Genomic DNA, 20,249 nt, shown 5'->3' with positions numbered 1-20,249 from the left:
TCATGCCGAAGAAAATCACCGTCACCGAAGGCGAGTTCGCCGGCTGGCAGACCTATGATCTGCACGACACCTTCGACGTGGTGGTCGGCCCCTTCTATGGCCGGCTGGACCCGGACGGGCACATGCGCTGCGCCTTCCGCGCCGAGCAGAAACACATGAATGCGGGCGGGCGGATGCACGGCGGCTGTCTGATGACCTTCGCCGATATCGCCATGTTCCAGATCGCCTATCAGGAGATGGAGGGCGCCTCGGGCGTGACCGTCCAGCTGGATTCCACATTCATCGACGGCGCCTATGTCGGCGAACTGATCGAGGCGACGGGCCAGGTGACCAAGGCCGGCAAGAGCCTGATCTTCGTGCGCGGTCAGATCAATACCGGCGAGCGGCTGCTGATGACCTTCTCGGGCGTGATCCGCAAATTCACGCCACGCGGCTGACGCGCACGAGTCCCGCCATGATCAGGGCGAAGACGGCGGCCGGCCACAGGGCCGCCAGCCCCAGCCGACCGAACGTCAAGGCGCCCAACACCGCGCCGAACGTCAACCCGGCCCACAGCGTCAGATAGTGCCGGTAGGCGGATCGATCGCCGCCCTTGACCGCCCCCGCCAGAGCCTGGCCCAGCTTGACCAGGGTTCCGGTCATATAGGTCAGGCTGACGCCCACCTCTCCGTTTCTCAGGAAGACCGAATTCTCGGCCCCCATGGCCATAACCATCAGGCCGATGGTCGCCGGGATCAGCCCGAACCCCGCCGCAGCGGCCGCCAGAGCCAGCAGCAGGGCCTCGAACATCAGGACCCGGCTGCGGGAGCGCGCGCTTTCTCCGCCCGCGACCAGGGCGCCGGCGAAAGACCCCAGGACGAACAGGCCCAGTATGGCGGCCAGATGAGCCGCCGCCGCCCAATTCCCCTCGGCCACATTGGCCGCGAACCGGGTCGAGTTGCCGCTCATGAAGGAGACGAAGACGCCGCCCAGCTGCAGAAAGCCCAGGCTGTCCACATAACCGGCCAGTCCCGCCAGCAGCAGGGCCAGCCAGCGATGGGAGGGCGCCAGCGACCGCATGGCCGCTCAGACCCCCGCCTTGGCCGCCGGCCGCTCCCGGCAGGCGTCGAACCAGCGATGCAGGTTCTCGAACTCGGCGGGCGGCCGATAACGGACCATCCGCGCGAAATCGAGGCCGACGACGGCGACCACGTCGGCGATGGTGAACCGGTCCAGGGCGATGAATTCATGCTCCGCCAGATGGCGGTCCAGGGTCTTCATGAAACGCTCGGCGGACACACGGTTGTAGTCGGCCACCTGCGGAATTTGCGTCGCCTCCAGCGCCGCAAGGGCGGGGTGCGAGTGGCGAACGTTCAACATGATCGGATTGGATAGATAGAACTCGCACCGACGGGTCCACATCTCGACCACCGCCTGCTCGCACGCGTCGCCGCCGAACATGTTCGGTTCGGGATAGAGGGCTTCCAGATAGCGGCAGATGGCCACCGATTCCGAAATCGTCATGCCGTCGTCCAGCTCAAGCGCCGGAAGGTGCGGGACGCCCACCTTGTCCCGATACTCGGGCTTTCTGTGTTCGCCCGTCATGATGTCGATCTCGACCATCTCGACGTCGGTGATGCCCTTTTCGGCCATCACCCAGCGGACCCGGCGCGGATTGGGCGCGCGGTGCGACGTATAGAGCTTCATCAGGCGTCTCCGTTGTTTTGAGAAACGCTACTGCCCGAACACCGCCGCTGGCAAGGCGCCGACGATGGCGGCGCTCATCAAAGTGGCCATGAAGCCGGCGAACAGCGCCTTCCAGATCAAGCTCAGAACCTCGTGACGGCGCTCGGGCATCAGCACCGACAGGCCGGTCACGGTGATGCCGACTGAACCGATATTGGCGAAGCCGCACAGGGCATAGGTCATCAGCATCCGCGTCCGCTCGCTCATGGCGTCGGTCGGGATCTTGCCGAGGTCGATGAAGGCCACGAACTCGGTCAGGGTCAGCTTGACCCCCAGCAGCCAGCCGCCGACCCCCGCCTCGCGCGCATCGACGCCGATCAGCCAGGCCAGGGGCGTGAACAGGACGCCCAGGATCCGCTCGACCGTCAGGGGCTCGCCGAAGACGATGAAGCCGCCCAGCATCAGATTGACCAGGGCCACCAGGGCCACGAAGACAATCAGCACCGCCGAGATATTCAGCACGACCATCAGACCGTCCGAGGTGCCCTTGGATATGGCGTCGATGGCGCTGTCGTATTTCAGGGCCGAGTCATAGCTGATCGACTGGATGGCTTCCTTGTCCGGCTCAGGCACGATGATCCGCGCCAGCAGCACGCCAGCCGGGGCCGAGACGATGGAGGCGACCAGGACGTGGCCCGCGGCGTTGGGCAGGGTCTGGGACAGGATGCTGGCGTAGGCGACCATGGTCGAACCGGCGACGGTGGCCAGGCCCACGGTCATCATCAGGAAGATTTCGGACCGGCTCAGTTTGTCCAGATAGGCCTTGATGACGATCGGGCTCTCGATCGTGCCCAGGAAGATGTTGGCCGCCACCGCCAGGGCCGAGGCGCCGCCCAGGCCCATCGTCCGCTGAAACAGCACCCCGAAGCCCCGGATCAGCCACTTCAGGATCTTCCAGTGCCACAACAGGGCCGACAGGGCCGAGATCACCATGATCAGCGGCAGGACGTTGAAGGCGAAGGTGAACAGGGCGCCCTCGTTCTGAACCGCATAGGGCTGGTCCCCGCCGGCCAGGTAGCCGAAGACGAAGCGCGTGCCCTGGGCCGTCGCGACCGCAAGGCCGTCGATGGCGCCGGTCACCGCCGCCAGCACGGTGCGCGAGCCCGGAATGGCGAACAGGGCCAGCACCAGCGTCGCCTGAACGGCCACGGCGCCGATCGCCAGCTTCCACGGGAAGTCCCGCCGGTTCTCGGAGATCGCCCAGCAGACGGCGACGATGACGACCAGGCCGAACAGGCTCTGGAGGTTCAGAAGACTGAACATGAAAAGGCGATCCCTGCCCGGCCCGCGCCGGTTTCACCCGCTTCAAGGGCAAAGCGAGGCGGCTGACAAGAGGGACGGCCGGATCAGTCGATCTTCAGTACACGGTCCAGGCTGAGCGCGCCCGGTCCCCGCGCGATCAGATAGGCCAGAGGCCCGGCCCAAAGCAGATGGACCGGCCAGCCGCCCGGCTCGACGAAAAGCTGGATCACCAGCGTCATCAGCAGCAGGGCCGCCGCCGCCGGACGGGTCGCCAGACCCACGACAAGCAGGATCGGGAACAGGTGTTCGGAATAGGTGGCCAGATGGGCCGCGAGGTCGGGCGGCAACAGGGGGACACGGTATTCCTCGGCGAACAGGTATTGGGTCGAGGGCGTGATCGTCAGCAGCCCCTCGACCTTGGTCCGACCAGAAAGAAAGAAGGGCGTGGCGATCCCGACGCGCAGCAGCAGGGCCAGCCCCGCCTCCGGCACGGCTTCGGTGATGCGCTGATGAATACGGGCGACGGGGTTCATGACCGGACCTTTGTGATGGAGAGGGAATCGAAGACGCCGAGCGCGATCAGGCCGCCGAACAGGGCCGGCAGATCGACGCCCGGTTGGGCGCCCTGGGCGGCGGCGGCGGCGGCGCCGAACGGGCGTCCCTGACGGCAGGCGTCCAGAAAGACCCATTGGGCGCGAGTCAGCCGCGCCGCCTCGACGGCCGCGACGGGGCGGCAGATCAGCAGGCCCTCGGGCGCCGCGCGCCATTCCAGAGCAGCGTCCGTCTCAGGATAGCGATGGCCCAACCACAGCGACGGCGCCGTCCAATCGAACCAGAACAGCCGGGCGGAGGGGTGCAGCCGCCCGACAAGACCGGCCAGACCCAGGCCCAGATCGGCGGCCTGGCGCGCGCTCAGGGGCTCGGCGTCCTCGGCCAGATGCGCCTCGGTCCAGGCCCGGTCCAGCCGGGCGCAGGGCGCCAGATAGGCCATGTCCCGCGCCGGCTCGAACCGCGCAAGCCAGTCGGGGAAGCCCGCGCCATAGTCGGTCAGGACTGGCCCCTCGCCGGGCTGTTCCTCGACGAAGACGCGGGCGGCGGCGCGGAACCAGTCCTCGCCCACCATCTGCAATACGGTCGGATAATTGGCTTCCAGGGCGTCGATCCGGCCCTTGATCGCGGTGTTGCGATAGACGGCCAGGGCCCCCAGCGTCCGTTCGCCCGGCTCGATATGAGGCCACAGGGCGTCGAAATCCCCGCTCAGGGCGGCGTCGAAGGCAGCGTGAAAGGCAGTCATGACGAGGTCTCCACGGCGGCCAGCGCCTGGGCGGCGCGCGCCTGTTCGGCCAGAAGGACCGGGAAGTCGGGGACGTCGCCGTCGCACTCGACCAGGGTCGGACGGGCGCCGATGCGGGCCACCAGCCGATCGTGCAGGGTCCAGACCGCCTCCGACACAGGGGCGTCGTGGCTGTCGATCAGCAGGGCCTCGCCCCAGACCGGATCGGGACGATGCCCCGCCAGATGGATTTCGCCCACCAGTTCGCCCGGCACGGCGTCCAGCCAGGCTTCGGCCGAGAACCCCATGTTCGAGGCGCTGACATGGACGTTGTTGACGTCGATCAGCAGGCCGCAGCCGGTGCGTCGGGCGATCTCGACCAGAAAATCGACCTCGTTCCAGTCGTGGTCGGCCAGGGCCAGATAGGCGGACGGGTTCTCGATCAGCATCCGTCGCCCCAGGGCCTGCTGCGCCTCGTCCAGATGGTCGCAGACCAGGTTCAGCATCTCGCGGCTTCGGGGTACGGGCAGCAGGTCGGGATGATAGACGCCGCCGCGACGCGACCAGGCCAGGTGTTCGGACACCACAAAGGGTTCGAACCGGTCGATCAGGGCGCGAAAGCGGGCCAGATGCTCGAGGTCCGGGCGTTCATCCCCGGCCAGGGACAGACCCACGCCGTGCAGCGACAGGGGCCGGGCGGCCCGGATCGTCTCCAACCACGACAGGCGGGGGCCGCCGGCGACCATGTAGTTCTCGGGGTGAACCTCGAACCACAGGCCGCGCTGGGCTCCGACCGCCGGACAGGCCGCGGCCTCCGAATAATGCTGGGGCTTCAGACCCAGTCCGGCGGACGGAAGGGGGGACATCAGCGGTTCGGGATCGCGGTCAGCGAACCATTGCCCTTGGGCGTCTGGATCGAGGTGCAGGTGCCCTTGGCGACCAGTTTCCAGGCATTGCCCTGATAGTCGCGCACCGAGGTGCCGGCGCAGGTGGTGCCGGGGCCGGCGGCGCAGTCGTTCTTACCGGCCTTGGCCACGCCATAGCATTTCTCCATGGCGTTTTCCTGCTGGGCCGTGGGATGGTTCTGCGCGGCGGCGGCGTTGGCGCCCAGGGCCAGCAGGGCGCCGGCGCCGATCATGATCTTGGCGGAGGTGTTCATGGGATCGTTTCCTGTGTGACAGCCGTCCGGGACGGACCAGCTAGACAGGAAAGGGTTCGGCCTCGGCCCCTCGAAGGTTACGCCGCCGGCTCGGAAAAAGAATTCGTCGCCGCGCGCCGCCGATCCTGTAACCTTCGCCCTGTCCGACGCGAATGGGATGGGGCGTGGTCGACAAGGAAGCCGAGCTCAAACGTCTGATGTTGCGGGGTCTCGACGGCGACCCCGTGGCCTGGCGCGCCCTGCTGTCCGAAATGCGCGGCGCCCTGACCCCTTTCTTCAAACGTCGCCTGATCGGCTGCGAGGCCGATGCGGAGGATCTCGTGCAGGACTGTCTGATCGCCATTCACGCCAAGCGCGCGACCTATGACCGGTCGCTGCCCTTCACTGCGTGGGCCTATGCGATCGCGCGCTACAAGCTGATCGATCATTTCCGCCGCCAGGGCCGCCGCCCCGACGTGCCACTGGAGGAGGCGTCGGTCCTGCTGGCCGAACATACGGTCGAGGACGGCGCCGTCCGCCGCGACCTGAAGAAGGTTCTGTCCATCCTGCCGCTGCGCCAGCGCAGGCTGATCGAGGACGTCCGCATAGGCGGCTACAGCCTGGCCGAGGCCGGCGCCCGCAATGGTTTCACCGAAGGCGCGGCCAAGGTCAGCGTCCACCGCAGCATGAAGACGCTGACCGCCAGCGTATCGCCCGATGAAGACTGACGACCTGATCGACGCCCTGTCCGCCGGGATCGAGCCCGTCCGCCCCGCGCGGCTGGATCCGGCGCTGCTGGCCTGGGCCGGCGCGGCGGCCGCAGCGGCGGTCGCCCTTCTGCTGGGGGTTCGCCCCGACCTGACCCAGGCCCTGCAGGCGCCCATACCATGGCTGAAGGGGGTCTATACCGCCGCCCTGGCCGGGACGGCGATCTGGCTGGCGACGCGGCTAGGCCGGCCCGGCGTGAATCCGCGCCCGGCGCTGTTCGCCCTGCTGGCGGTGGTCGGGATCGCCGTGGCTTGGGGCGGAATCGAGACGGCCATGACGCCCCCGGACCAACGGATGGCCGGCTGGCTGGGCCGGACCTGGGACATCTGCGGCCGCAATATCCTGCTGGTTTCGGCCTTCGCCGGGCCCCTGGTCTTCCTGTCGGCGCGCCGCCTGGCGCCGACGCGGCCGTCGGCGGCCGGCCTGGCGCTGGGCGTGGCGGCGGGCGGCGTCGCCGCCACCGCCTATGGCCTGCTGCATTGCGGCGAAGCGACCGCCGCCTTCGTCGCCACCTGGTATACGCTGGGCGTCGCGGCCGCGGGCCTGATCGGCGCCGTGATCGGCCGCTTCGCCCTGCGTTGGTGACGGCTTACAGCTGGCCGCGCACCAGCTTGCCGTAGGTTTCCATCATGTCCAACGACAGGGCGCCGGGGGTGAAGCGATAATCGCCCACCTCGGCCACCGGCGTCACCTCGACAGCGGTGCCGGTCAGGAAGCATTCGCTGAAATCGGACAGTTCTTCCGGCAGGATTTCGCGCACCACGACCTCGATCCCCTTGGAATGGGCGATCTCGATCACCGTCTGGCGGGTGATGCCGTCCAGGATATGGTCGACCTTGGGGGTGTGCAGCACGCCGTCCTTGACGAAGAAGACGTTGGCGCCGGTCGCCTCGGCCACATAGCCGCGCCAGTCCAGCATCAGGGCGTCGGCGAAGCCGTTCCGCTCGGCCGTGTTCTTGGACATGGTGCAGATCATGTACAGGCCGGCCGCCTTCGCCGTGGTCGGAGCGGTCGCGGGATCAGGCCGGCGCCACTTGGACCATTCCAGCTTAAGGCCGCGCGCCTTGACCTCGGGGTCGAAATAGCTGGGCCAGTCCCAGACGGCCACCGCCAGATGAACCTTGTTGTGCAGGGCCGAGACGCTGGTCTGTTCCGGGCCGAGATAGGCGACCGGACGCACATAACAGTCCGTCAGACCGTTCTTGGCGCAGGTTTCGTTACAGATGGCGTCGATTTCAGCGACGCTGTAAGGTATCTCGAAATCGAGCAGGTTCGCGGACCGCTTCAGGCGCTCCGAATGCGGCGTCAGCTTGAAGATTTCGCCGCCATACATACGCTCACCCTCGAATACCGACGAGCCATAGTGGAGGGCATGGGTCAGAATGTGCGTTTTCGTTTCCCGCCAGGGCACGAATTCGCCGTCAAACCAGATCCACCCATCACGATCGTCGAAAGGAACGAAGGCCATTGAAACACGTCTCCCGCAGAACTGACGGTGTTAGAGCCCCCCGAATCGCTCAGGTCAACGCCCTGATCGCGGGGAAAGTCGCATGAGCGTCACCGAATATCGTCCGCAGGGCCGCTCCGGCCCTATCGCCGGCCCCGGCGTGGGCCGGCATCTGCTGATCGTCGACGACGACGACAGGATCCGCGAACTGCTCAAGGAATATCTGGCGCGCGAAGGCTATCGCGTGACCGGCGCCGCACACGCGGCGGCCGCCAAGCGGATGATGGAGCTGATCGAATTCGACCTGGTCGTTCTGGACGTGATGATGCCGGGCGAAAGCGGCCTGGACCTGACCTCATGGGTTCGCAACAAGGCCGAACTGTCGAAGACGCCGGTCCTGCTGCTGACCGCGCGGGGCGATCCCGAGGACCGGATCGAGGGACTGTCGCGCGGCGCCGACGACTATATGGCCAAGCCGTTCGAGCCGCGTGAACTGGTGCTGCGTATCGAGGCCATCCTGCGCCGCACCGGCGGCAAGCCTATCGGCCCGCGCGAGATCAAGCTGGGCACCGCCGTCTTCGACATGGAGCGACTGGAGCTGATCCGCGACGGCGCGCCCCAGCGTCTGACCGAGGCCGAGGCCCAGCTTCTGAAGACCCTGGCCCTTCACGCCCATGCGCCCGTCGAACGGATGAGCTTGTCGCCCGACACCGCCGACATCACCGGCCGCGCCGTGGACGTCCAGGTGACGCGCCTGCGCCGCAAGCTGGAAGCCGATCCCAAGAATCCTCGTTACCTCCAGACCGTGCGGGGCGTGGGCTATATGCTCGCACCCGACTGAGCCTGCGAAGGATCCCATGCGGCTGCTGCCCGCCCCCCTGTGGCCGCGTTTCCTGAAGCGGCGCCTGCCGACCTCGCTGTGGGGGCGGTCGCTGCTGATCATCGTCCTGCCGATCCTGATCATGCAGGTGGTGGTGACGTGGATCTTCTTCGACGCCCACTGGCAGACGGTGACCGCGCGCCTGTCCGAAGGCTTGGCCGGCGACATCGCCTGGGCCGTGGAGAGCTATGAGGACGATCCCAGCCAGAGAAATCTCGACCGGCTGGCCGACCGCGCCGAACGCTCCATGTCGCTGTCCATCGTCCTTCAGGAGGGCCGCACCCTGCCGAAGGAGACGCGACGCGGTCCGATCGGCGTCGTCGACCGGGTGCTGGACCGTGCGCTGAACGCGCGGCTGGACCGGCCCTACTGGTTCGACACCACCCGATACCCCGCCTATGTCGATATCCAGGTGCAGGAGCCCGAAGGGGTGCTGCGCATCATCGCCCCGCGCGAGCGCGCCGTGGCGACCCAGGCCCATATCTTCGTCCTGTGGCTGGCCGTGGCCACCATACTGCTGATGGGGGTGGCCATATTGTTCATCCGCAACCAGGTCCGCGCCATCGAACGCCTGGCCGACGCGGCCGAAGCCTTTGGTCGAGGCGAGACCGTGCCCCGGTTCAAGCCGCACGGCGCTCGCGAGGTCCGCGCCGCCGCCGTCGCCTTCCTGGCCATGCGCGACCGCATCCAGCGCCATATCGACCAGCGCACCGTCCTGCTCGCCTCGGTCAGCCACGACCTGCGCACCCCCTTGACTCGGCTGCGGCTCGAACTGGCTCTGGCTCCGCCGTTCAAGCGTCAAGCCGCCATGCGCGGCGACCTGGACGAGATGGAGCATATGATCGACGAATATCTGGACTTCGCTCGCGGCGAGGCCGGAGAGCCGCCTCAGCCGGTGTCTATCACCGATCTGCTGAAGTCGGCCGCGGAAGACGCCAGACGCGCGGGCGCCGAGGTCGAACTGTCGGCGCCCGACGGTTTGACGGCCTCGCTGCGCGCCCTCGCTTTCAAGCGCGCCATGGTCAACCTGGCCGGCAACGCCGCCGCCCACGGCGACCGGGTGCGACTTTCGGCCCGCCCCCTGACCTCGGGCGGTCTGGAGATCGCGGTCGAGGACGACGGGCCGGGAATCCCCGAGGACATGTACGACGAGGCCTTCCGCCCCTTCTCCCGACTGGACGAGTCGCGAAACCAGAATCGAAAGGGCGTCGGCCTGGGCCTGGCCATCGCCCGCGACGTGGCGCGGGCCCACGGCGGCGACGTCACCCTGGACCGCAGCGACATGGGCGGTCTCAAGGCCATAATCCGCATTCCGGGTCAGGTTTCGATCGCCGCACCCTCTAGCGAAACGGCGCCGTAAGGCGCATCTTCCACGCCGACAGGGCATGGAGACAAATATGATGCGTAAACTCGCCTTCTTCGCCCCCCTGGCCGCGACCCTCGCCGTCGCCGCCATGGCCCAGGCGCAAAGCCCGACGGTCAATGTCACGGTCGGCCCCGAACTGCACCGCCAGGTCGAAAAACTGGGCGAGCGCGAGGTCGACGAACAGATCGTCAGACTTCAGGCCGAGGTCGGCAAGGCCCTGGACCAGCGCTATCCCGGCGCGACCGCCAATCTGATCCTGGTCGATCTGAAGCCCAACCGCCCGACGATCGAACAGGTCCGCACCAATCCCGGCCTGGACCCGATCCGCAGCGTCTCCATCGGCGGCGCGGCGATCAAGGGTGAAATCGTAACGGCGAACGGGGAAGCCCGGCCGGTCGACTTCTCCTACTTCTCGCCCAACATCCGCGACGTCTGGGGCTATGGCGTCTGGCGCGACGCCGAACGCGCGTTCGAGCGTTTCGGCGCCCAGATCGAACGCGGCGTCTACTAAGGCGCCCGGCTGCGGTGGCCGTCAGCCCATCTCGCGATTGCGTTTGACCGCCGCCGCCACCGTCTCGTTCAGCATCGCCGTCAGGCGGCCGTCCTTCGCCATGGCGTCCAGCCCGGCGCGGGTCGAGCCGCCGGGCGAGGCGATGCGACCGATCAGGGCCTCCAGCCCATCGTCGCCCATCGAGTCAGCCGCCGACCGCAGCGTCGCGCGAGCCAGAACGTCGGCCGTCGCCGCGTCCAGTCCGCTGGCCTCGCCGGCGCGGGCCAGGGCTTCTGTGAAGGCGTAGAAATAGGCCGCGCCCGATCCGGCCACCGCCGTCGCCGCGTCCATCAAGGCTTCGTCGGTCAGAACGACGGTCTCGGCCATGGGCTCGAACAGGCCCCGGCCTATGGAGCGGGCCCGGTCGTCGGCCGACCAGATCGAGGCCACGCCGCGTCCGCGCGACACGCCCGTCGTCGGCATCACCCGCACGATGGGCCAGCCGCCGATCCCCTCGGCCAGGGTCGGCGCCGTCACCCCCGCCATCACCGACAGGATCACCGCCCGATCGCCGAGGAAGGGCAGAAGCGGCGTCATCACCTCGCGCCACAGGGCCGGCTTGACCGCCAGCACGATCACCTCGGCCTCGGTCAGGGCCTCCAGAGGCGGATTGATCCGTGCGCCCTGGGCCCGCGCCACCTCGGCGGCCGGTTTTTCCGAGGGGTTGAGAATGATCAGGTCGGCGGCCGCGACGCTATCGGTCAGCAGCCAGCCTTCGAGAATGGCGGACCCCAGCCGGCCGCAGCCGACCAGCACGACCGGACCGCGAGACGGGACAGGGGCCGACATCAGGCGTTGCCGACGGTCTCGAACAGGCAGGCGTCGATCGCCTCCTGCGGATTCTTGTTGCCGCGCACCATGAAGTCGAAGGCGGGATAATAGCGGTCCGCCGCCTCGATAGCCGCGTCGATCATCGAGGCCGCCTGGGCCAAGGTCGGACGCTCGCCCATCGGCAGGGCCAGGGAATGGCGGAAGACGACTTCGCCGTCCTCGGCCCAGACCTCGAAATGACCCATCCAGGTGCGTTGGTTGATCAGGCCGACCAGTTCATGGGCGGCCTTCTTGCGGCTTTTTGCCACCTTCAGGTCCAACGCGCAGCACAGCTGAAGGCAATCCCCTTCCGGCCGCCAGGCGAACCACAGCTCGTAATCCTTCCAGTCCCCCGCCAGGGCGAAGGCCAGATCGCCGTCGTCGGTGCGGTCGAACGGCAGATTCTCGGCCGTGAGAACATGTTCCACGACTTCCAGCGGATCGAAGGGCACGTCCGTTTCCTCGGGCCGGGCGATGTCCATCAAGTCTCTCGATTCGAGCTGCGTCCGCGAGAATCGCGGCCGTTAACAGAGTGGTAAGCCTGTTCGCGGATTCGGCTCAACCGGCTGCGTCCCCGGGTTGAGTTCCATCTGTGGACGTTCCCGCCCCTGGCTTGCTCGAAGCCTTGCCGCCTGGCTTGCTTGCGGGTTTCTGGGCCGCCTTCAGCTCGGCGATCTCGGCCCGCAGCGCGGCGATCTCGTCCTTCAGAACATCAAACTCGTCGCGGCGGACCAGGTCCATCTCGGCGACGATCCGGTCGGTCTGGGCGCGCCAGGCCGTCTTGGCCTCTTCGCCGGCGGCCTGGGCCAGGCCCATCGCGCCGGTGGTCAGTTTGGCGAACTCGTCCAGGATGGGATTGCGGGTCTGCATCGAAGGCTCCGACTCAAACGTCGTTAACGAAGGTTCACCCAGTATGGTGAACGAAACCTTTCTTTCTGCTGCTTCGGGGGCGCCATCAAGGCGTCGTGATACGTCTTCACAGGCGACGCAGGCGGCGACGCTTGCTAAACGCCATCACAGACTGCCCTCTCGGACTGGCCTTACAGGAACGCCCCTTGCCCTTTCCCGAATTCGATCCGGTCCTGCTTCATCTCGGACCGCTTCCGATCCGCTGGTACGCCCTGGCCTATGTCGCCGGCATCGTCCTGGGCTGGTGGTACGCCGCCCGTCTGGTGAAGACCGAACGCCTGTGGGCGCCGGGCAAGCCGCCCATCAACACGACCCAGCTGGACGACCTGGTGCTTTGGATCGTGCTGGGCATCATCCTGGGCGGCCGTCTGGGCTACGCCCTCTTCTACAAGCCGATCATGTACGCTCAGCTGTTCACCGGTCAGACCCTGGCCGAGCGGTTCGAACTGTTCCAGCTCTGGACCGGCGGCATGAGCTTCCACGGCGGCTTCCTGGGCGTCTGCCTGGCCATCGTCCTCTATTCCCGCAGTCAGAAGATCGACATGCTGCGCCTGGGCGACGTCGTCGCGCCGGTTGTGCCCATCGGCCTGATGTTCGGGCGACTGGCGAACTTCATCAACGGCGAGCTGTGGGGCCGCGAGACGACGGTTCCCTGGGCCATACGCTTCTGCAACGCCCGCATCCAGCAGATGTACGGCTTCTGCCCCGCCGGCGACGCGCCGCGCCACCCCAGCCAGCTATACGAGGCCGGGCTGGAAGGGATCGTGCTCCTGTCCATCCTGTCGCTAGGCATCTGGAAGTTCGATCTGCTGAAGAAGCCGGGCTATATCACCGGCCTGTTCCTGGTCGGCTACGGCGTCTGCCGCGCCCTGCTGGAGAATGTGCGTGAGCCCGACTTCGGCATGCCCGACTTCCCGCTGGGCCTGACCATGGGGATGATGCTGTCGATCCCGATGATCCTGGTCGGCGCCTGGCTGATCTGGCGTGCCTGGAACCGGCCGCCCGTTGCGGCATGAGCGCGGGCGAAACCCTGAAGACCCGTCTGGCGCGCGAGATCGCCCTGACGGGACCGATGACGGTCGCCGACTATGTCACCCGCTGCCTGCATGACCCCAAGGGCGGCTACTACGCGTCACGGCCAGCTTTAGGGGAAGGCGGCGACTTCATCACCGCGCCCCTGGTCAGCCAGATGTTCGGCGAGCTGATCGGCCTGTGGGCGGTCGAGACCTGGAACCGGCTGGGCGCGCCCGAGCGGTTCCGACTGGTCGAGGTCGGCCCCGGCGACGGCACGTTGATGAGCGACGCCCTGCGTGCGGCGCGGCTGGCGCCCGGCTTCCTGGAAGCCTGCGACCTGATCCTGATCGAACCTAGCGCCCCTTTGCGCCACCTTCAGGTCAGGGCCCTGGCCGGCGCCGATCTGTCGCCGCGCTGGGTCCGGGATCTGACGCGGATCGAGACCGACGCTCCCGTCATCCTGATCGCCAACGAGGTGCTGGACTGTCTGCCCGCGCGTCAGTTCGTCCGCACCGAGGACGGCTGGGCCGAGCGGCGGATCGGCGTCACCGACGACAATGACCTGATCTTCGGCCTGACCGCCGTCTCCGGCGGTTTCGAAAAGCCCCCGTTCGAAATGACGCCGGGAGCCATCTTCGAAATCTCCGAACAGCAGGCGATCTTCGGTCGCGACCTGGCCCTGATGATCAAGGCCGCCTCGGGCGCCGCCCTGCTGGTCGACTACGGCCGCGCCCGGCCCGAGGCGGGCGACACCCTCCAGGCCCTGCGCCGCCATCAGAAGGTCGATCCCCTGGCGGCGCCCGGCGAGGCCGACCTGACCCAGTGGGCCGACTTCCCCCGTGTTCTCGAGGCCGCCGTCCGCGCCGGCGCCGACGTCACCGGCTGCCTGCCCCAGGGCGAGTTCCTGCGCCGGCTCGGGATCGAAGCTCGCGCCGAAAGGTTGAAGTCGGGGCGACCTGACGCCGCTCCGGTCATCGACCGCCAACTGAACCGCCTGACCGCCGAGGACCAGATGGGACACCTGTTCAAGGCCGCCGCGATCTTCTCGCCCCGTTCGCTGATCGTGCCGGGCTGGGACCTGTGACCGACCTCGCACCCCTCACCCATCCGCTGCTGACCGCCGCCGGGATCGACCACGGCTTCTTCACCCGCGCGGGCGGCGTCTCGACCGGAATTTATGAAGGCCTGAACGCCGGGGTGGGATCGAAGGACGATCCCGTGGCCGTGGCCGAGAACCGCCGCCGGGTCGCCGCCCATTTCGGCGCCGAGGCCGGTCATCTGAACGGCTGCTACCAGATCCATTCCGCCGTCGCCCGCGTCGCCGAGGCGCCGTGGAACGGCGACCGGCCGGAAGGCGACGCCGTCGTCTCCGCCGAGCCCGGCCTGTTGTGCTCTGTCCTGACCGCCGACTGCGCGCCTGTGCTGATGGCCGATCCCGAGACCCGGATCGTCGCCGCCGTCCACGCCGGCTGGAAGGGCGCCCTGGGTGGCGTGGTCCATTCCGCCGTCGCGGCCATGCAGGCCCTGGGCGCCGATCTCCGCCGCATCCGGGCGGTCGTCGGACCCTGTATCGCCCAGGCCAGCTATGAGGTCGGCGTCGATTTCGAGGAGCGGTTCGCCCATCACGATCCGGGCAGCCGGCGCTTCTTCCACCCCGGCGGGACCGACGACAAACGCCAGTTCGACCTGCCCGGATTCGTCCTGTGGCGGCTGCAACAGGCCGGCGTCGGCCAGGCCGTCTGGACCGGCCACGACACCTGCGCCGACGAGGACCGCTTCTACTCGAACCGCCGGGCGTTCCAGCGCGGCGAGCCGGATTTCGGGCGGTTGATTTCGGTGATCGGGGCCTGACCCGCAGCCTCACCCTTCTCCTAATCCGTCATCCTAGGCCTTGTGCCTAGGATCCATAGACTCGTTCGAAGATGGTGCGCACGCTGCCGACACCGGGAGTATGGATCCTAGGCGCAAGGCCTAGGATGACGATGTTGAAATAGCCGCGCGAGCCCTTCAGCCATTTAAAGGGCCTGCCCCGCCCGACGCCTACCCCGCCTGCGCCAGTTCCGGGACGCGCGTCACTTCGCGCCATGCATGGGGCGCCGCCAGAAGGGCGCGGACCAGCTTGTTGTTGACCGCGTGACCGGCCTTGTAGCCTTCGTACCGGCCCAGCAGGGGGGCGCCCAGGACGTAAAGGTCGCCGATGGCGTCCAGCGCCTTGTGACGCACGAACTCGCGCTCCATGCGCAGGCCGCCGGGGTTCAGGATCTCGTCGCCGTCGATGACCACGGCGTTCTCCAGCGAACCGCCGCGGGCCAGACCCGCCTGACGTAGCGCCTCGACCTCATGGGCGAAGCCGAAGGTGCGGCAGGCCATGATCTCGTCGCGGAAGGTCTGTTCGTCGACGACGAAGTCGATGACCTGGTTGCCGATCACGGCCGACGGGAAATCGATCTCGAACCGCATCTCGTAACGGTCGCACGGCAGCAGGGCCGCGTGCTTGTCGCCCTCGGTCACATGAACCGTCTCAAGGATCTCGATATAGCGCTGCGGCTGGGCCTGGGGCCGGAAGCCGGCGCGGTCCAGTAGTTTGACGAACTCCAGCGCCGAACCGTCCAGGATCGGCAGTTCCGGCCCGTCCACCTCGACCACGGCGTTCGACACGCCCAGGGCGCAGAAGGCCGCCATCAGATGTTCGATGGTCGACAGGCGAACGCCGGCGGCGTTCTCGATCATGGTGTTCAGACGGGCGTCGACGACCGCCTCGCCCGAGACCGGGATACGGTTGTCGCGGTCCGTCACGTCCGTACGCACAAAGACGATTCCCATGCCCGCGGGCGCGGGACGAACCGCCAGCCGTACGCGGCGGCCGGTGTGCACGCCGACGCCGGCGATGATGGCCGGGGCGACGATGGTGCGTTCGTGATGGTCGTTTCTGACCGGCAAACTTAAACTCGCTTCAACTCTGCGCTCCGCCCCAGGGGTGCGGATTTCGCCTACCGACCGATCTAGCGGCCAAGCCGCAAGCACGAAATGAAAGTCGGGTTTCGGATTGTTTCGTTCTGGCACGCCGCCGACGAAAACGCCCCGGAGCCTGGGCTCCGGGGCGCGACGGTCAGGATTTCAGTCGGTCAGTTGGCGAGACGACGGAGAAAAGAAGGGATCTCCAGATCGTCGTCGGCCTGACCGCCCTCGGGTTCGGGCTGGGTCTGCGGCTGGGCGGCGGACCGCATCTGCGGCTGGGTGCGGCTGTAGACCGGATCCGGCTGAGGCTGGGCGCGTTTGCCGCGACCGAACAGGCTCCAGCCGCTGCGGCGGTGGTCACGGTCGTCGTAGTCCTCGACGGCCGGCTCAGGCGAACGGCCGGCGTACAGGTCGCCCTGCGGCTCGGGGGCGCGGCTGGTCGGCGCCGGGGCCTGAGCCAGGGGCGCGCGGGTCTCATATTCCTCGACCCAGGGATCGACGATAGGATCCAGGGCGCGCGGCGCGGGTTCGGCGACACGGATCACCGGCTCGGGCCGCGGCTCAGGCGCGGCGGGGGCCTGAAAGCTGGGAACGACGGGAGCGGCTTCGACACGCGGCTCCATACGGTGATCGGGGCGCGGCTCGAGACGCGGTTCCGGGGCCCGTTCGGCGCGGACCGGTTCGCGATAGGTCTCTCGCGCGGCGGGCTCGGGCGCGCGAGACGCCTGGGCGCCATACAGGCCGCCGGCCGCCCGACGGGCGCCGTGGTCGGCCAGAGGCGCGGCGGGAGCCGAAGGCTCGGCGCGCTGGACCACGCCCTCGTCCATGCCCGTGGCGACCACGGATACGCGGATCTTGCCGTCCAGCGACGGATCGAAGGCCGCGCCGAAGATGATGTTGGCGTCGCCGTCCACCTCGGCCGAGATGGCGTTGGCGGCCTCGTCGACTTCCAGCAGGGTCATGTCCAGGCCGCCGGTGATGTTCACTAGCACGGCCTTGGCGCCCTTCAGGCTGGTCTCGTCCAGCAGCGGGTTGGCGATGGCGTTCTGGGCGGCCATCAACGCCCTGTCGTCACCCGAGGCCTCGCCCGTGCCCATCATCGCCTTGCCCATTTCGGACATGACGGCGCGAACGTCGGCGAAGTCCAGGTTGATCAGACCCGGCAGGATCATCAGGTCGGTGATCGACCGCACGCCCGAGTGCAGCACTTGGTCGGCCATGCCGAAGGCGTCGGCGAAAGTGGTGCGTTCGTTGGCGACGCGGAAAAGGTTCTGGTTCGGAATGACGATCAGGGTGTCGACATAACGCTGCAACTCGGCGACGCCCGCGTCGGCCAGGCGCATCCGGTGGCGGCCTTCGAAAGTGAAGGGCTTGGTCACGACGCCGACGGTCAGAATGCCGCGGTCGCGCGCGCATTTGGCGATGACCGGAGCCGCGCCGGTGCCGGTGCCGCCGCCCATGCCGCAGGTGATGAAGACCATGTGCGCACCCTCGAGGTGCTGATGGATCTCGTCGGCCGATTCCTCGGCGGCGTTCATGCCGACCTCGGGATGGGCGCCGGCGCCCAGGCCCTGGGTGATCGTCTCGCCCAGCTGGATGCGGCGATCGGTCTTGGCGAAGCTGAGGTGTTGAGCGTCGGTGTTGGCCACGACGAACTCGACCCCTTCGAGGCCGGCGTCGATCATATTGTTCACGGCGTTGCCGCCGGCGCCGCCGACGCCGAACACGACGATACGGGGCTTCAGTTCAGTGTGTTGCGGCTTGACCAACGAGAGCGACATTCTGTTTTTCCGACCTTCCGACCCTGGCCCCTGGCTCCAAAGCGAATACCCCGCCGAATCGCTTTGGTTATGAGCGCGTTAATGATTGCGCCCACGAGGGTTAAGAGAAGGTTACGGCGATAATGTGAGTCGGGCCTAAGTGAAGGCCCCTATCGAAGCCTTGCCGCACAAAATCGGGGAAATCTTGCCTTGAAATGATCTTTCTAGCCGCCGCCGCAGGCCTAGCGCCCTAGCTCTTGCCGTGACCGGAACGATTTGGTTCATTGTGGCGAGATTTTGGCCGGCCCGGCCGGTGTGGGGAGTATGGTTATGAAGAGAGTATCCGTCGCGGCGTTCAGCGCTGTTTTTCTACTTGGTTCGATGAGCGGTATCGCCCAAGCTTCCACGGCCGCGCCTGCACCTTCCGCCGCGCCGACGATCGAGCAGTTTGCGGCCTTCCCCCTGATGTCCAGCTTCACGGTTTCGCCCGACGGAAAACACATCGCCGCCCTTCAGGCGCGGGGAGAAGATCGGGTCATACTAGTCTGGGACGCTGAACATCTGGATCGCGCGCCGACGGTGATCGGATCGTCGCAGATGAAGCTTCAGGGCGTCAGCTTCGTGAAAAACGACGTACTGGGCGTTTCGCTATGGCAGCCCTACGACGCCGCCCAGGGCACCATCATCAAGACCTTCCTGGGCAAGTTCATGCTGACCGATCTTCAAGGTCGAAATTGGCGCGACCCCATCTCCTCGTTCCGCCCCCGCTCGCAGGACGAGGAGGAATTCCTGAAGACCCAGAGCCCTTCGGTTCTCGATTCCCTGCCCAACGACCCGGACAATATCCTGATCGAGATCAACGGCGACGTCCTGCGCCTCAACGTCCGCACCAATCGTGCTGAACGGATCCAACGCTCCAGTGAGCGGGTCATCGGCTATGATACAGATTTGAATGGAGATCTACGGGTCCGGAACATCGCCGATCGCGACGCCGAGGGCCTGTATATCGCGACCCAGTTCAAGAACGCCGACAGCGGTTGGGACGAACACTTCCGCAGCCACGTCAAGAATCGCGAGGTCTTCGCGGTTGTTGGCTTCAGCACCGACCCGAACATCGCCTATGTCATATCCAACCGCGGCCGCGACAAGGCAGCGGTCTTTGAGTACAATATCAACGCGCGACAGCTCGGCGAGGTCATTTTCGAACATCCGCTGTTCGAAGCCACCGGTATGAGCATCAACCGCATACACGGCCCCAACTTCGGCGAAGTTCGGTCCTTCAGCTACAATGGTCCGCGCGAAACCGAATTCCCGATCTCTCCAGGCTATGAAAGTCTGATCGCCGGCCTCGAGCAGGCGCTGAAAGTGGAATCTCACCCACTGCGCGTCACTGATCCGGCGACGGGGACGACCCGCACCATCGCCTACCAGACCGATCGCTACATGAATGTGACCGCCGCTTCGCAGGACTGGGGCACCGTCGTCGTCTGGTCAGGCGCTTCGAACGATCCCGGCTCCTATTCCATCTTCCGAAACGGCCAACTGACGCCGCTGGGCGAACCCTTCCCGCAGATCGATCCCGCGACGATCGGCAAGACGGAACTCGTCTATTACAAAGCTCGCGACGGCCTCGACATTCCGGCCTTCCTCAGCAAGCCGCCGGCGGAAATCTTCGGCGCCGGTCCCTATCCGACCGTCATCATGCCCCACGGCGGCCCGTGGGCGCGCGACGAGATGACCTGGGACTATTCGTCGTGGCGCGCCATGATGACCTCGCGCGGCTATGCGGTCCTGCAACCTCAGTACCGGGGCTCCGACGGCTGGGGCAAACGCCTCTGGATGGCCGGCGACAACGAGTGGGGCCAGAAGATGCAGGACGACAAGGACGACGGCGCCAAATGGCTGATCGAGCAGGGCGTCGCGCAGCAGGGCCGGATCGCCATGTTCGGCTTCTCCTACGGCGGCTACGCGGCCATGGTGGCGGGCATCCGCCCGGAGGGCCTGTACAAATGCGCCATCGCTGGGGCCGGCGTCTCGGACCTGACCAAGATCAGGTCAAGCATGTTCCAGAACCCCTATACGCGGGAAGCCCAGCGCGACACGGTCAATGGCCTCAACCCGATTAGCCGGGCGAACCAGGTCCAGATCCCGATGATGGTCTTCACCGGTGATCGCGACCGCACCGTGACCCAGGATCACTCGGATCTGTTCGTGGGCCGCGCGCGCGGCAGCGGGCAAGACATCCAATATCACCTGATCAAGGACTATGCCCACGGCCCCGCCTGGACCCGCGAGATCATGGCGGAACAGCTCGGCTATATCGACGACTACCTGCGCACCGGCTGCGGCGGCTCGGGTCTCTGACCCCGACCTTCCCGAACGCAAAAGGCCCGCTGAGAGGCGGGCCTT

At 67.1% G+C, this 20,249-nt stretch carries 23 protein-coding genes; 10 read left to right on the top strand and 13 right to left on the bottom strand.

What is annotated here, in order from left to right; all coding sequences use genetic code 11:
- The first annotated feature begins 2 nt into the window (after positions 1-2).
- On the top strand, positions 3-437 hold the full coding sequence (locus H2037_RS03585; RefSeq protein WP_183198120.1) for a PaaI family thioesterase: 435 nt from the start codon (positions 3-5) through the stop codon (positions 435-437).
- Here H2037_RS03585 and H2037_RS03580 read toward each other — a convergent pair.
- The 7 genes from H2037_RS03580 to H2037_RS03550 form a co-directional block, all read right to left on the bottom strand.
- Entirely contained in the window at positions 421-1,059 is a 639-nt protein-coding gene (locus H2037_RS03580; RefSeq protein ID WP_292117809.1) for a YoaK family protein, read from the bottom strand. The genes H2037_RS03585 and H2037_RS03580 overlap by 17 nt on opposite strands.
- A gap of 6 nt (positions 1,060-1,065) precedes the next feature.
- Positions 1,066-1,686 carry a glutathione S-transferase gene (locus H2037_RS03575; RefSeq protein WP_292117807.1) on the bottom strand — a complete coding sequence of 207 codons (621 nt, stop codon included), beginning with the start codon at positions 1,684-1,686 and terminating at the stop codon, positions 1,066-1,068.
- A gap of 27 nt (positions 1,687-1,713) precedes the next feature.
- Entirely contained in the window at positions 1,714-2,988 is a 1,275-nt protein-coding gene (locus H2037_RS03570) for a nucleoside transporter C-terminal domain-containing protein (RefSeq protein WP_292117801.1), read from the bottom strand.
- Positions 2,989-3,071: 83 nt separating this feature from the next.
- Positions 3,072-3,500 carry a DoxX family protein gene (locus H2037_RS03565; RefSeq protein WP_292117799.1) on the bottom strand — a complete coding sequence of 143 codons (429 nt, stop codon included), beginning with the start codon at positions 3,498-3,500 and terminating at the stop codon, positions 3,072-3,074.
- On the bottom strand, positions 3,497-4,261 hold the full coding sequence (locus H2037_RS03560) for a DNA-binding domain-containing protein (protein WP_292117797.1): 765 nt from the start codon (positions 4,259-4,261) through the stop codon (positions 3,497-3,499). The genes H2037_RS03565 and H2037_RS03560 overlap by 4 nt, the downstream gene beginning before the upstream one ends.
- Positions 4,258-5,106, bottom strand: a complete 849-nt coding sequence (locus tag H2037_RS03555) for a DUF692 domain-containing protein (RefSeq protein ID WP_292117794.1) — start codon at positions 5,104-5,106, stop codon at positions 4,258-4,260. Before H2037_RS03555 ends, H2037_RS03560 begins: the two co-directional genes overlap by 4 nt.
- Positions 5,106-5,399 carry a DUF2282 domain-containing protein gene (locus H2037_RS03550; protein ID WP_292117792.1) on the bottom strand — a complete coding sequence of 98 codons (294 nt, stop codon included), beginning with the start codon at positions 5,397-5,399 and terminating at the stop codon, positions 5,106-5,108. Before H2037_RS03550 ends, H2037_RS03555 begins: the two co-directional genes overlap by 1 nt.
- Before the next feature lie 164 nt (positions 5,400-5,563).
- On the opposite strand from H2037_RS03550, the gene H2037_RS03545 reads away from it, so the two are divergent.
- Both H2037_RS03545 and H2037_RS03540 read left to right on the top strand, forming a co-directional pair.
- A complete protein-coding gene (locus tag H2037_RS03545) occupies positions 5,564-6,106 on the top strand; it encodes a sigma-70 family RNA polymerase sigma factor (protein WP_292117791.1) in 543 nt (180 codons plus the stop codon).
- The gene (locus H2037_RS03540; protein ID WP_292117790.1) at positions 6,096-6,731 is read left to right on the top strand and encodes a DUF1109 domain-containing protein; all 636 of its coding nucleotides are present in this window, start codon (positions 6,096-6,098) and stop codon (positions 6,729-6,731) included. The genes H2037_RS03545 and H2037_RS03540 overlap by 11 nt, the downstream gene beginning before the upstream one ends.
- A gap of 4 nt (positions 6,732-6,735) precedes the next feature.
- On the opposite strand, the gene H2037_RS03535 is transcribed toward H2037_RS03540, so the two are convergent.
- On the bottom strand, positions 6,736-7,614 hold the full coding sequence (locus H2037_RS03535; RefSeq protein ID WP_292117789.1) for a branched-chain amino acid aminotransferase: 879 nt from the start codon (positions 7,612-7,614) through the stop codon (positions 6,736-6,738).
- 82 nt (positions 7,615-7,696) lie between these two features.
- On the opposite strand from H2037_RS03535, the gene H2037_RS03530 reads away from it, so the two are divergent.
- Genes H2037_RS03530 through H2037_RS03520 form a run of 3 tightly spaced genes read left to right on the top strand, consistent with a single transcriptional unit; the run spans position 7,697 to position 10,350 of the window.
- Positions 7,697-8,434 carry a response regulator transcription factor gene (locus tag H2037_RS03530; RefSeq protein WP_292117786.1) on the top strand — a complete coding sequence of 246 codons (738 nt, stop codon included), beginning with the start codon at positions 7,697-7,699 and terminating at the stop codon, positions 8,432-8,434.
- 16 nt (positions 8,435-8,450) lie between these two features.
- On the top strand, positions 8,451-9,833 hold the full coding sequence (locus H2037_RS03525) for an ATP-binding protein (RefSeq protein WP_292117785.1): 1,383 nt from the start codon (positions 8,451-8,453) through the stop codon (positions 9,831-9,833).
- 37 nt (positions 9,834-9,870) lie between these two features.
- The gene (locus H2037_RS03520) at positions 9,871-10,350 is read left to right on the top strand and encodes a hypothetical protein (RefSeq protein ID WP_292117784.1); all 480 of its coding nucleotides are present in this window, start codon (positions 9,871-9,873) and stop codon (positions 10,348-10,350) included.
- A gap of 21 nt (positions 10,351-10,371) precedes the next feature.
- Here the strand turns inward: H2037_RS03520 and H2037_RS03515 are convergent, their stop codons facing one another.
- The 3 genes from H2037_RS03515 to H2037_RS03505 all read right to left on the bottom strand — a co-directional run bounded on the left by H2037_RS03515 (position 10,372) and on the right by H2037_RS03505 (position 12,069).
- Positions 10,372-11,178 (bottom strand): pyrroline-5-carboxylate reductase dimerization domain-containing protein, encoded by an 807-nt coding sequence (locus tag H2037_RS03515; RefSeq protein ID WP_292117779.1) that lies wholly within the window; start codon positions 11,176-11,178, stop codon positions 10,372-10,374.
- Positions 11,178-11,681 carry a YbjN domain-containing protein gene (locus H2037_RS03510; protein WP_292117777.1) on the bottom strand — a complete coding sequence of 168 codons (504 nt, stop codon included), beginning with the start codon at positions 11,679-11,681 and terminating at the stop codon, positions 11,178-11,180. Before H2037_RS03510 ends, H2037_RS03515 begins: the two co-directional genes overlap by 1 nt.
- Positions 11,682-11,757: 76 nt before the next feature.
- Positions 11,758-12,069 (bottom strand): accessory factor UbiK family protein, encoded by a 312-nt coding sequence (locus H2037_RS03505; RefSeq protein ID WP_292117774.1) that lies wholly within the window; start codon positions 12,067-12,069, stop codon positions 11,758-11,760.
- 185 nt (positions 12,070-12,254) lie between these two features.
- On the opposite strand from H2037_RS03505, the gene lgt reads away from it, so the two are divergent.
- Genes lgt through pgeF form a run of 3 tightly spaced genes read left to right on the top strand, consistent with a single transcriptional unit; the run spans position 12,255 to position 14,973 of the window.
- The gene (lgt, locus tag H2037_RS03500) at positions 12,255-13,124 is read left to right on the top strand and encodes a prolipoprotein diacylglyceryl transferase (protein WP_292117771.1); all 870 of its coding nucleotides are present in this window, start codon (positions 12,255-12,257) and stop codon (positions 13,122-13,124) included.
- Positions 13,121-14,206 carry an SAM-dependent methyltransferase gene (locus H2037_RS03495; protein WP_292117768.1) on the top strand — a complete coding sequence of 362 codons (1,086 nt, stop codon included), beginning with the start codon at positions 13,121-13,123 and terminating at the stop codon, positions 14,204-14,206. Before lgt ends, H2037_RS03495 begins: the two co-directional genes overlap by 4 nt.
- Positions 14,203-14,973, top strand: a complete 771-nt coding sequence (gene pgeF, locus H2037_RS03490; protein WP_292117765.1) for a peptidoglycan editing factor PgeF — start codon at positions 14,203-14,205, stop codon at positions 14,971-14,973. The genes H2037_RS03495 and pgeF overlap by 4 nt, the downstream gene beginning before the upstream one ends.
- Positions 14,974-15,162: 189 nt before the next feature.
- On the opposite strand, the gene lpxC is transcribed toward pgeF, so the two are convergent.
- Complete coding sequence (gene lpxC / locus H2037_RS03485) at positions 15,163-16,062, bottom strand: UDP-3-O-acyl-N-acetylglucosamine deacetylase (RefSeq protein ID WP_292117761.1); 900 nt, start codon at positions 16,060-16,062, stop codon at positions 15,163-15,165.
- 185 nt (positions 16,063-16,247) lie between these two features.
- Positions 16,248-17,861, bottom strand: coding sequence for a cell division protein FtsZ (gene ftsZ / locus H2037_RS03480; protein WP_292117758.1), 1,614 nt, complete (start codon positions 17,859-17,861; stop codon positions 16,248-16,250).
- Positions 17,862-18,170: 309 nt separating this feature from the next.
- On the opposite strand from ftsZ, the gene H2037_RS03475 reads away from it, so the two are divergent.
- Positions 18,171-20,204, top strand: coding sequence for a prolyl oligopeptidase family serine peptidase (locus H2037_RS03475; RefSeq protein ID WP_292117755.1), 2,034 nt, complete (start codon positions 18,171-18,173; stop codon positions 20,202-20,204).
- The last annotated feature ends 45 nt before the right edge of the window (positions 20,205-20,249 follow it).

Source organism: Brevundimonas sp., assembly GCF_013912065.1.
Classification (GTDB): Bacteria; Pseudomonadota; Alphaproteobacteria; order Caulobacterales; family Caulobacteraceae; genus Brevundimonas.
This window is presented reverse-complemented; position numbering and strand designations above follow the sequence as displayed.

What these genes read in the sequence shown, in the direction of transcription:
- H2037_RS03585 (WP_183198120.1), top strand. Translation starts at nt 3, where the DNA reads ATGCCGAAGAAAATCACCGTCACCGAAGGCGAGTTCGCCGGCTGGCAG.
- H2037_RS03580 (WP_292117809.1), bottom strand. Translation starts at nt 1,059, where the DNA reads ATGCGGTCGCTGGCGCCCTCCCATCGCTGGCTGGCCCTGCTGCTGGCG.
- H2037_RS03575 (WP_292117807.1), bottom strand. Translation starts at nt 1,686, where the DNA reads ATGAAGCTCTATACGTCGCACCGCGCGCCCAATCCGCGCCGGGTCCGC.
- H2037_RS03570 (WP_292117801.1), bottom strand. Translation starts at nt 2,988, where the DNA reads ATGTTCAGTCTTCTGAACCTCCAGAGCCTGTTCGGCCTGGTCGTCATC.
- H2037_RS03565 (WP_292117799.1), bottom strand. Translation starts at nt 3,500, where the DNA reads ATGAACCCCGTCGCCCGTATTCATCAGCGCATCACCGAAGCCGTGCCG.
- H2037_RS03560 (WP_292117797.1), bottom strand. Translation starts at nt 4,261, where the DNA reads ATGACTGCCTTTCACGCTGCCTTCGACGCCGCCCTGAGCGGGGATTTC.
- H2037_RS03555 (WP_292117794.1), bottom strand. Translation starts at nt 5,106, where the DNA reads ATGTCCCCCCTTCCGTCCGCCGGACTGGGTCTGAAGCCCCAGCATTAT.
- H2037_RS03550 (WP_292117792.1), bottom strand. Translation starts at nt 5,399, where the DNA reads ATGAACACCTCCGCCAAGATCATGATCGGCGCCGGCGCCCTGCTGGCC.
- H2037_RS03540 (WP_292117790.1), top strand. Translation starts at nt 6,096, where the DNA reads ATGAAGACTGACGACCTGATCGACGCCCTGTCCGCCGGGATCGAGCCC.
- H2037_RS03535 (WP_292117789.1), bottom strand. Translation starts at nt 7,614, where the DNA reads ATGGCCTTCGTTCCTTTCGACGATCGTGATGGGTGGATCTGGTTTGAC.
- H2037_RS03530 (WP_292117786.1), top strand. Translation starts at nt 7,697, where the DNA reads ATGAGCGTCACCGAATATCGTCCGCAGGGCCGCTCCGGCCCTATCGCC.
- H2037_RS03525 (WP_292117785.1), top strand. Translation starts at nt 8,451, where the DNA reads ATGCGGCTGCTGCCCGCCCCCCTGTGGCCGCGTTTCCTGAAGCGGCGC.
- H2037_RS03520 (WP_292117784.1), top strand. Translation starts at nt 9,871, where the DNA reads ATGATGCGTAAACTCGCCTTCTTCGCCCCCCTGGCCGCGACCCTCGCC.
- H2037_RS03515 (WP_292117779.1), bottom strand. Translation starts at nt 11,178, where the DNA reads ATGTCGGCCCCTGTCCCGTCTCGCGGTCCGGTCGTGCTGGTCGGCTGC.
- H2037_RS03510 (WP_292117777.1), bottom strand. Translation starts at nt 11,681, where the DNA reads ATGGACATCGCCCGGCCCGAGGAAACGGACGTGCCCTTCGATCCGCTG.
- H2037_RS03505 (WP_292117774.1), bottom strand. Translation starts at nt 12,069, where the DNA reads ATGCAGACCCGCAATCCCATCCTGGACGAGTTCGCCAAACTGACCACC.
- H2037_RS03495 (WP_292117768.1), top strand. Translation starts at nt 13,121, where the DNA reads ATGAGCGCGGGCGAAACCCTGAAGACCCGTCTGGCGCGCGAGATCGCC.
- ftsZ (WP_292117758.1), bottom strand. Translation starts at nt 17,861, where the DNA reads ATGTCGCTCTCGTTGGTCAAGCCGCAACACACTGAACTGAAGCCCCGT.
- H2037_RS03475 (WP_292117755.1), top strand. Translation starts at nt 18,171, where the DNA reads ATGAAGAGAGTATCCGTCGCGGCGTTCAGCGCTGTTTTTCTACTTGGT.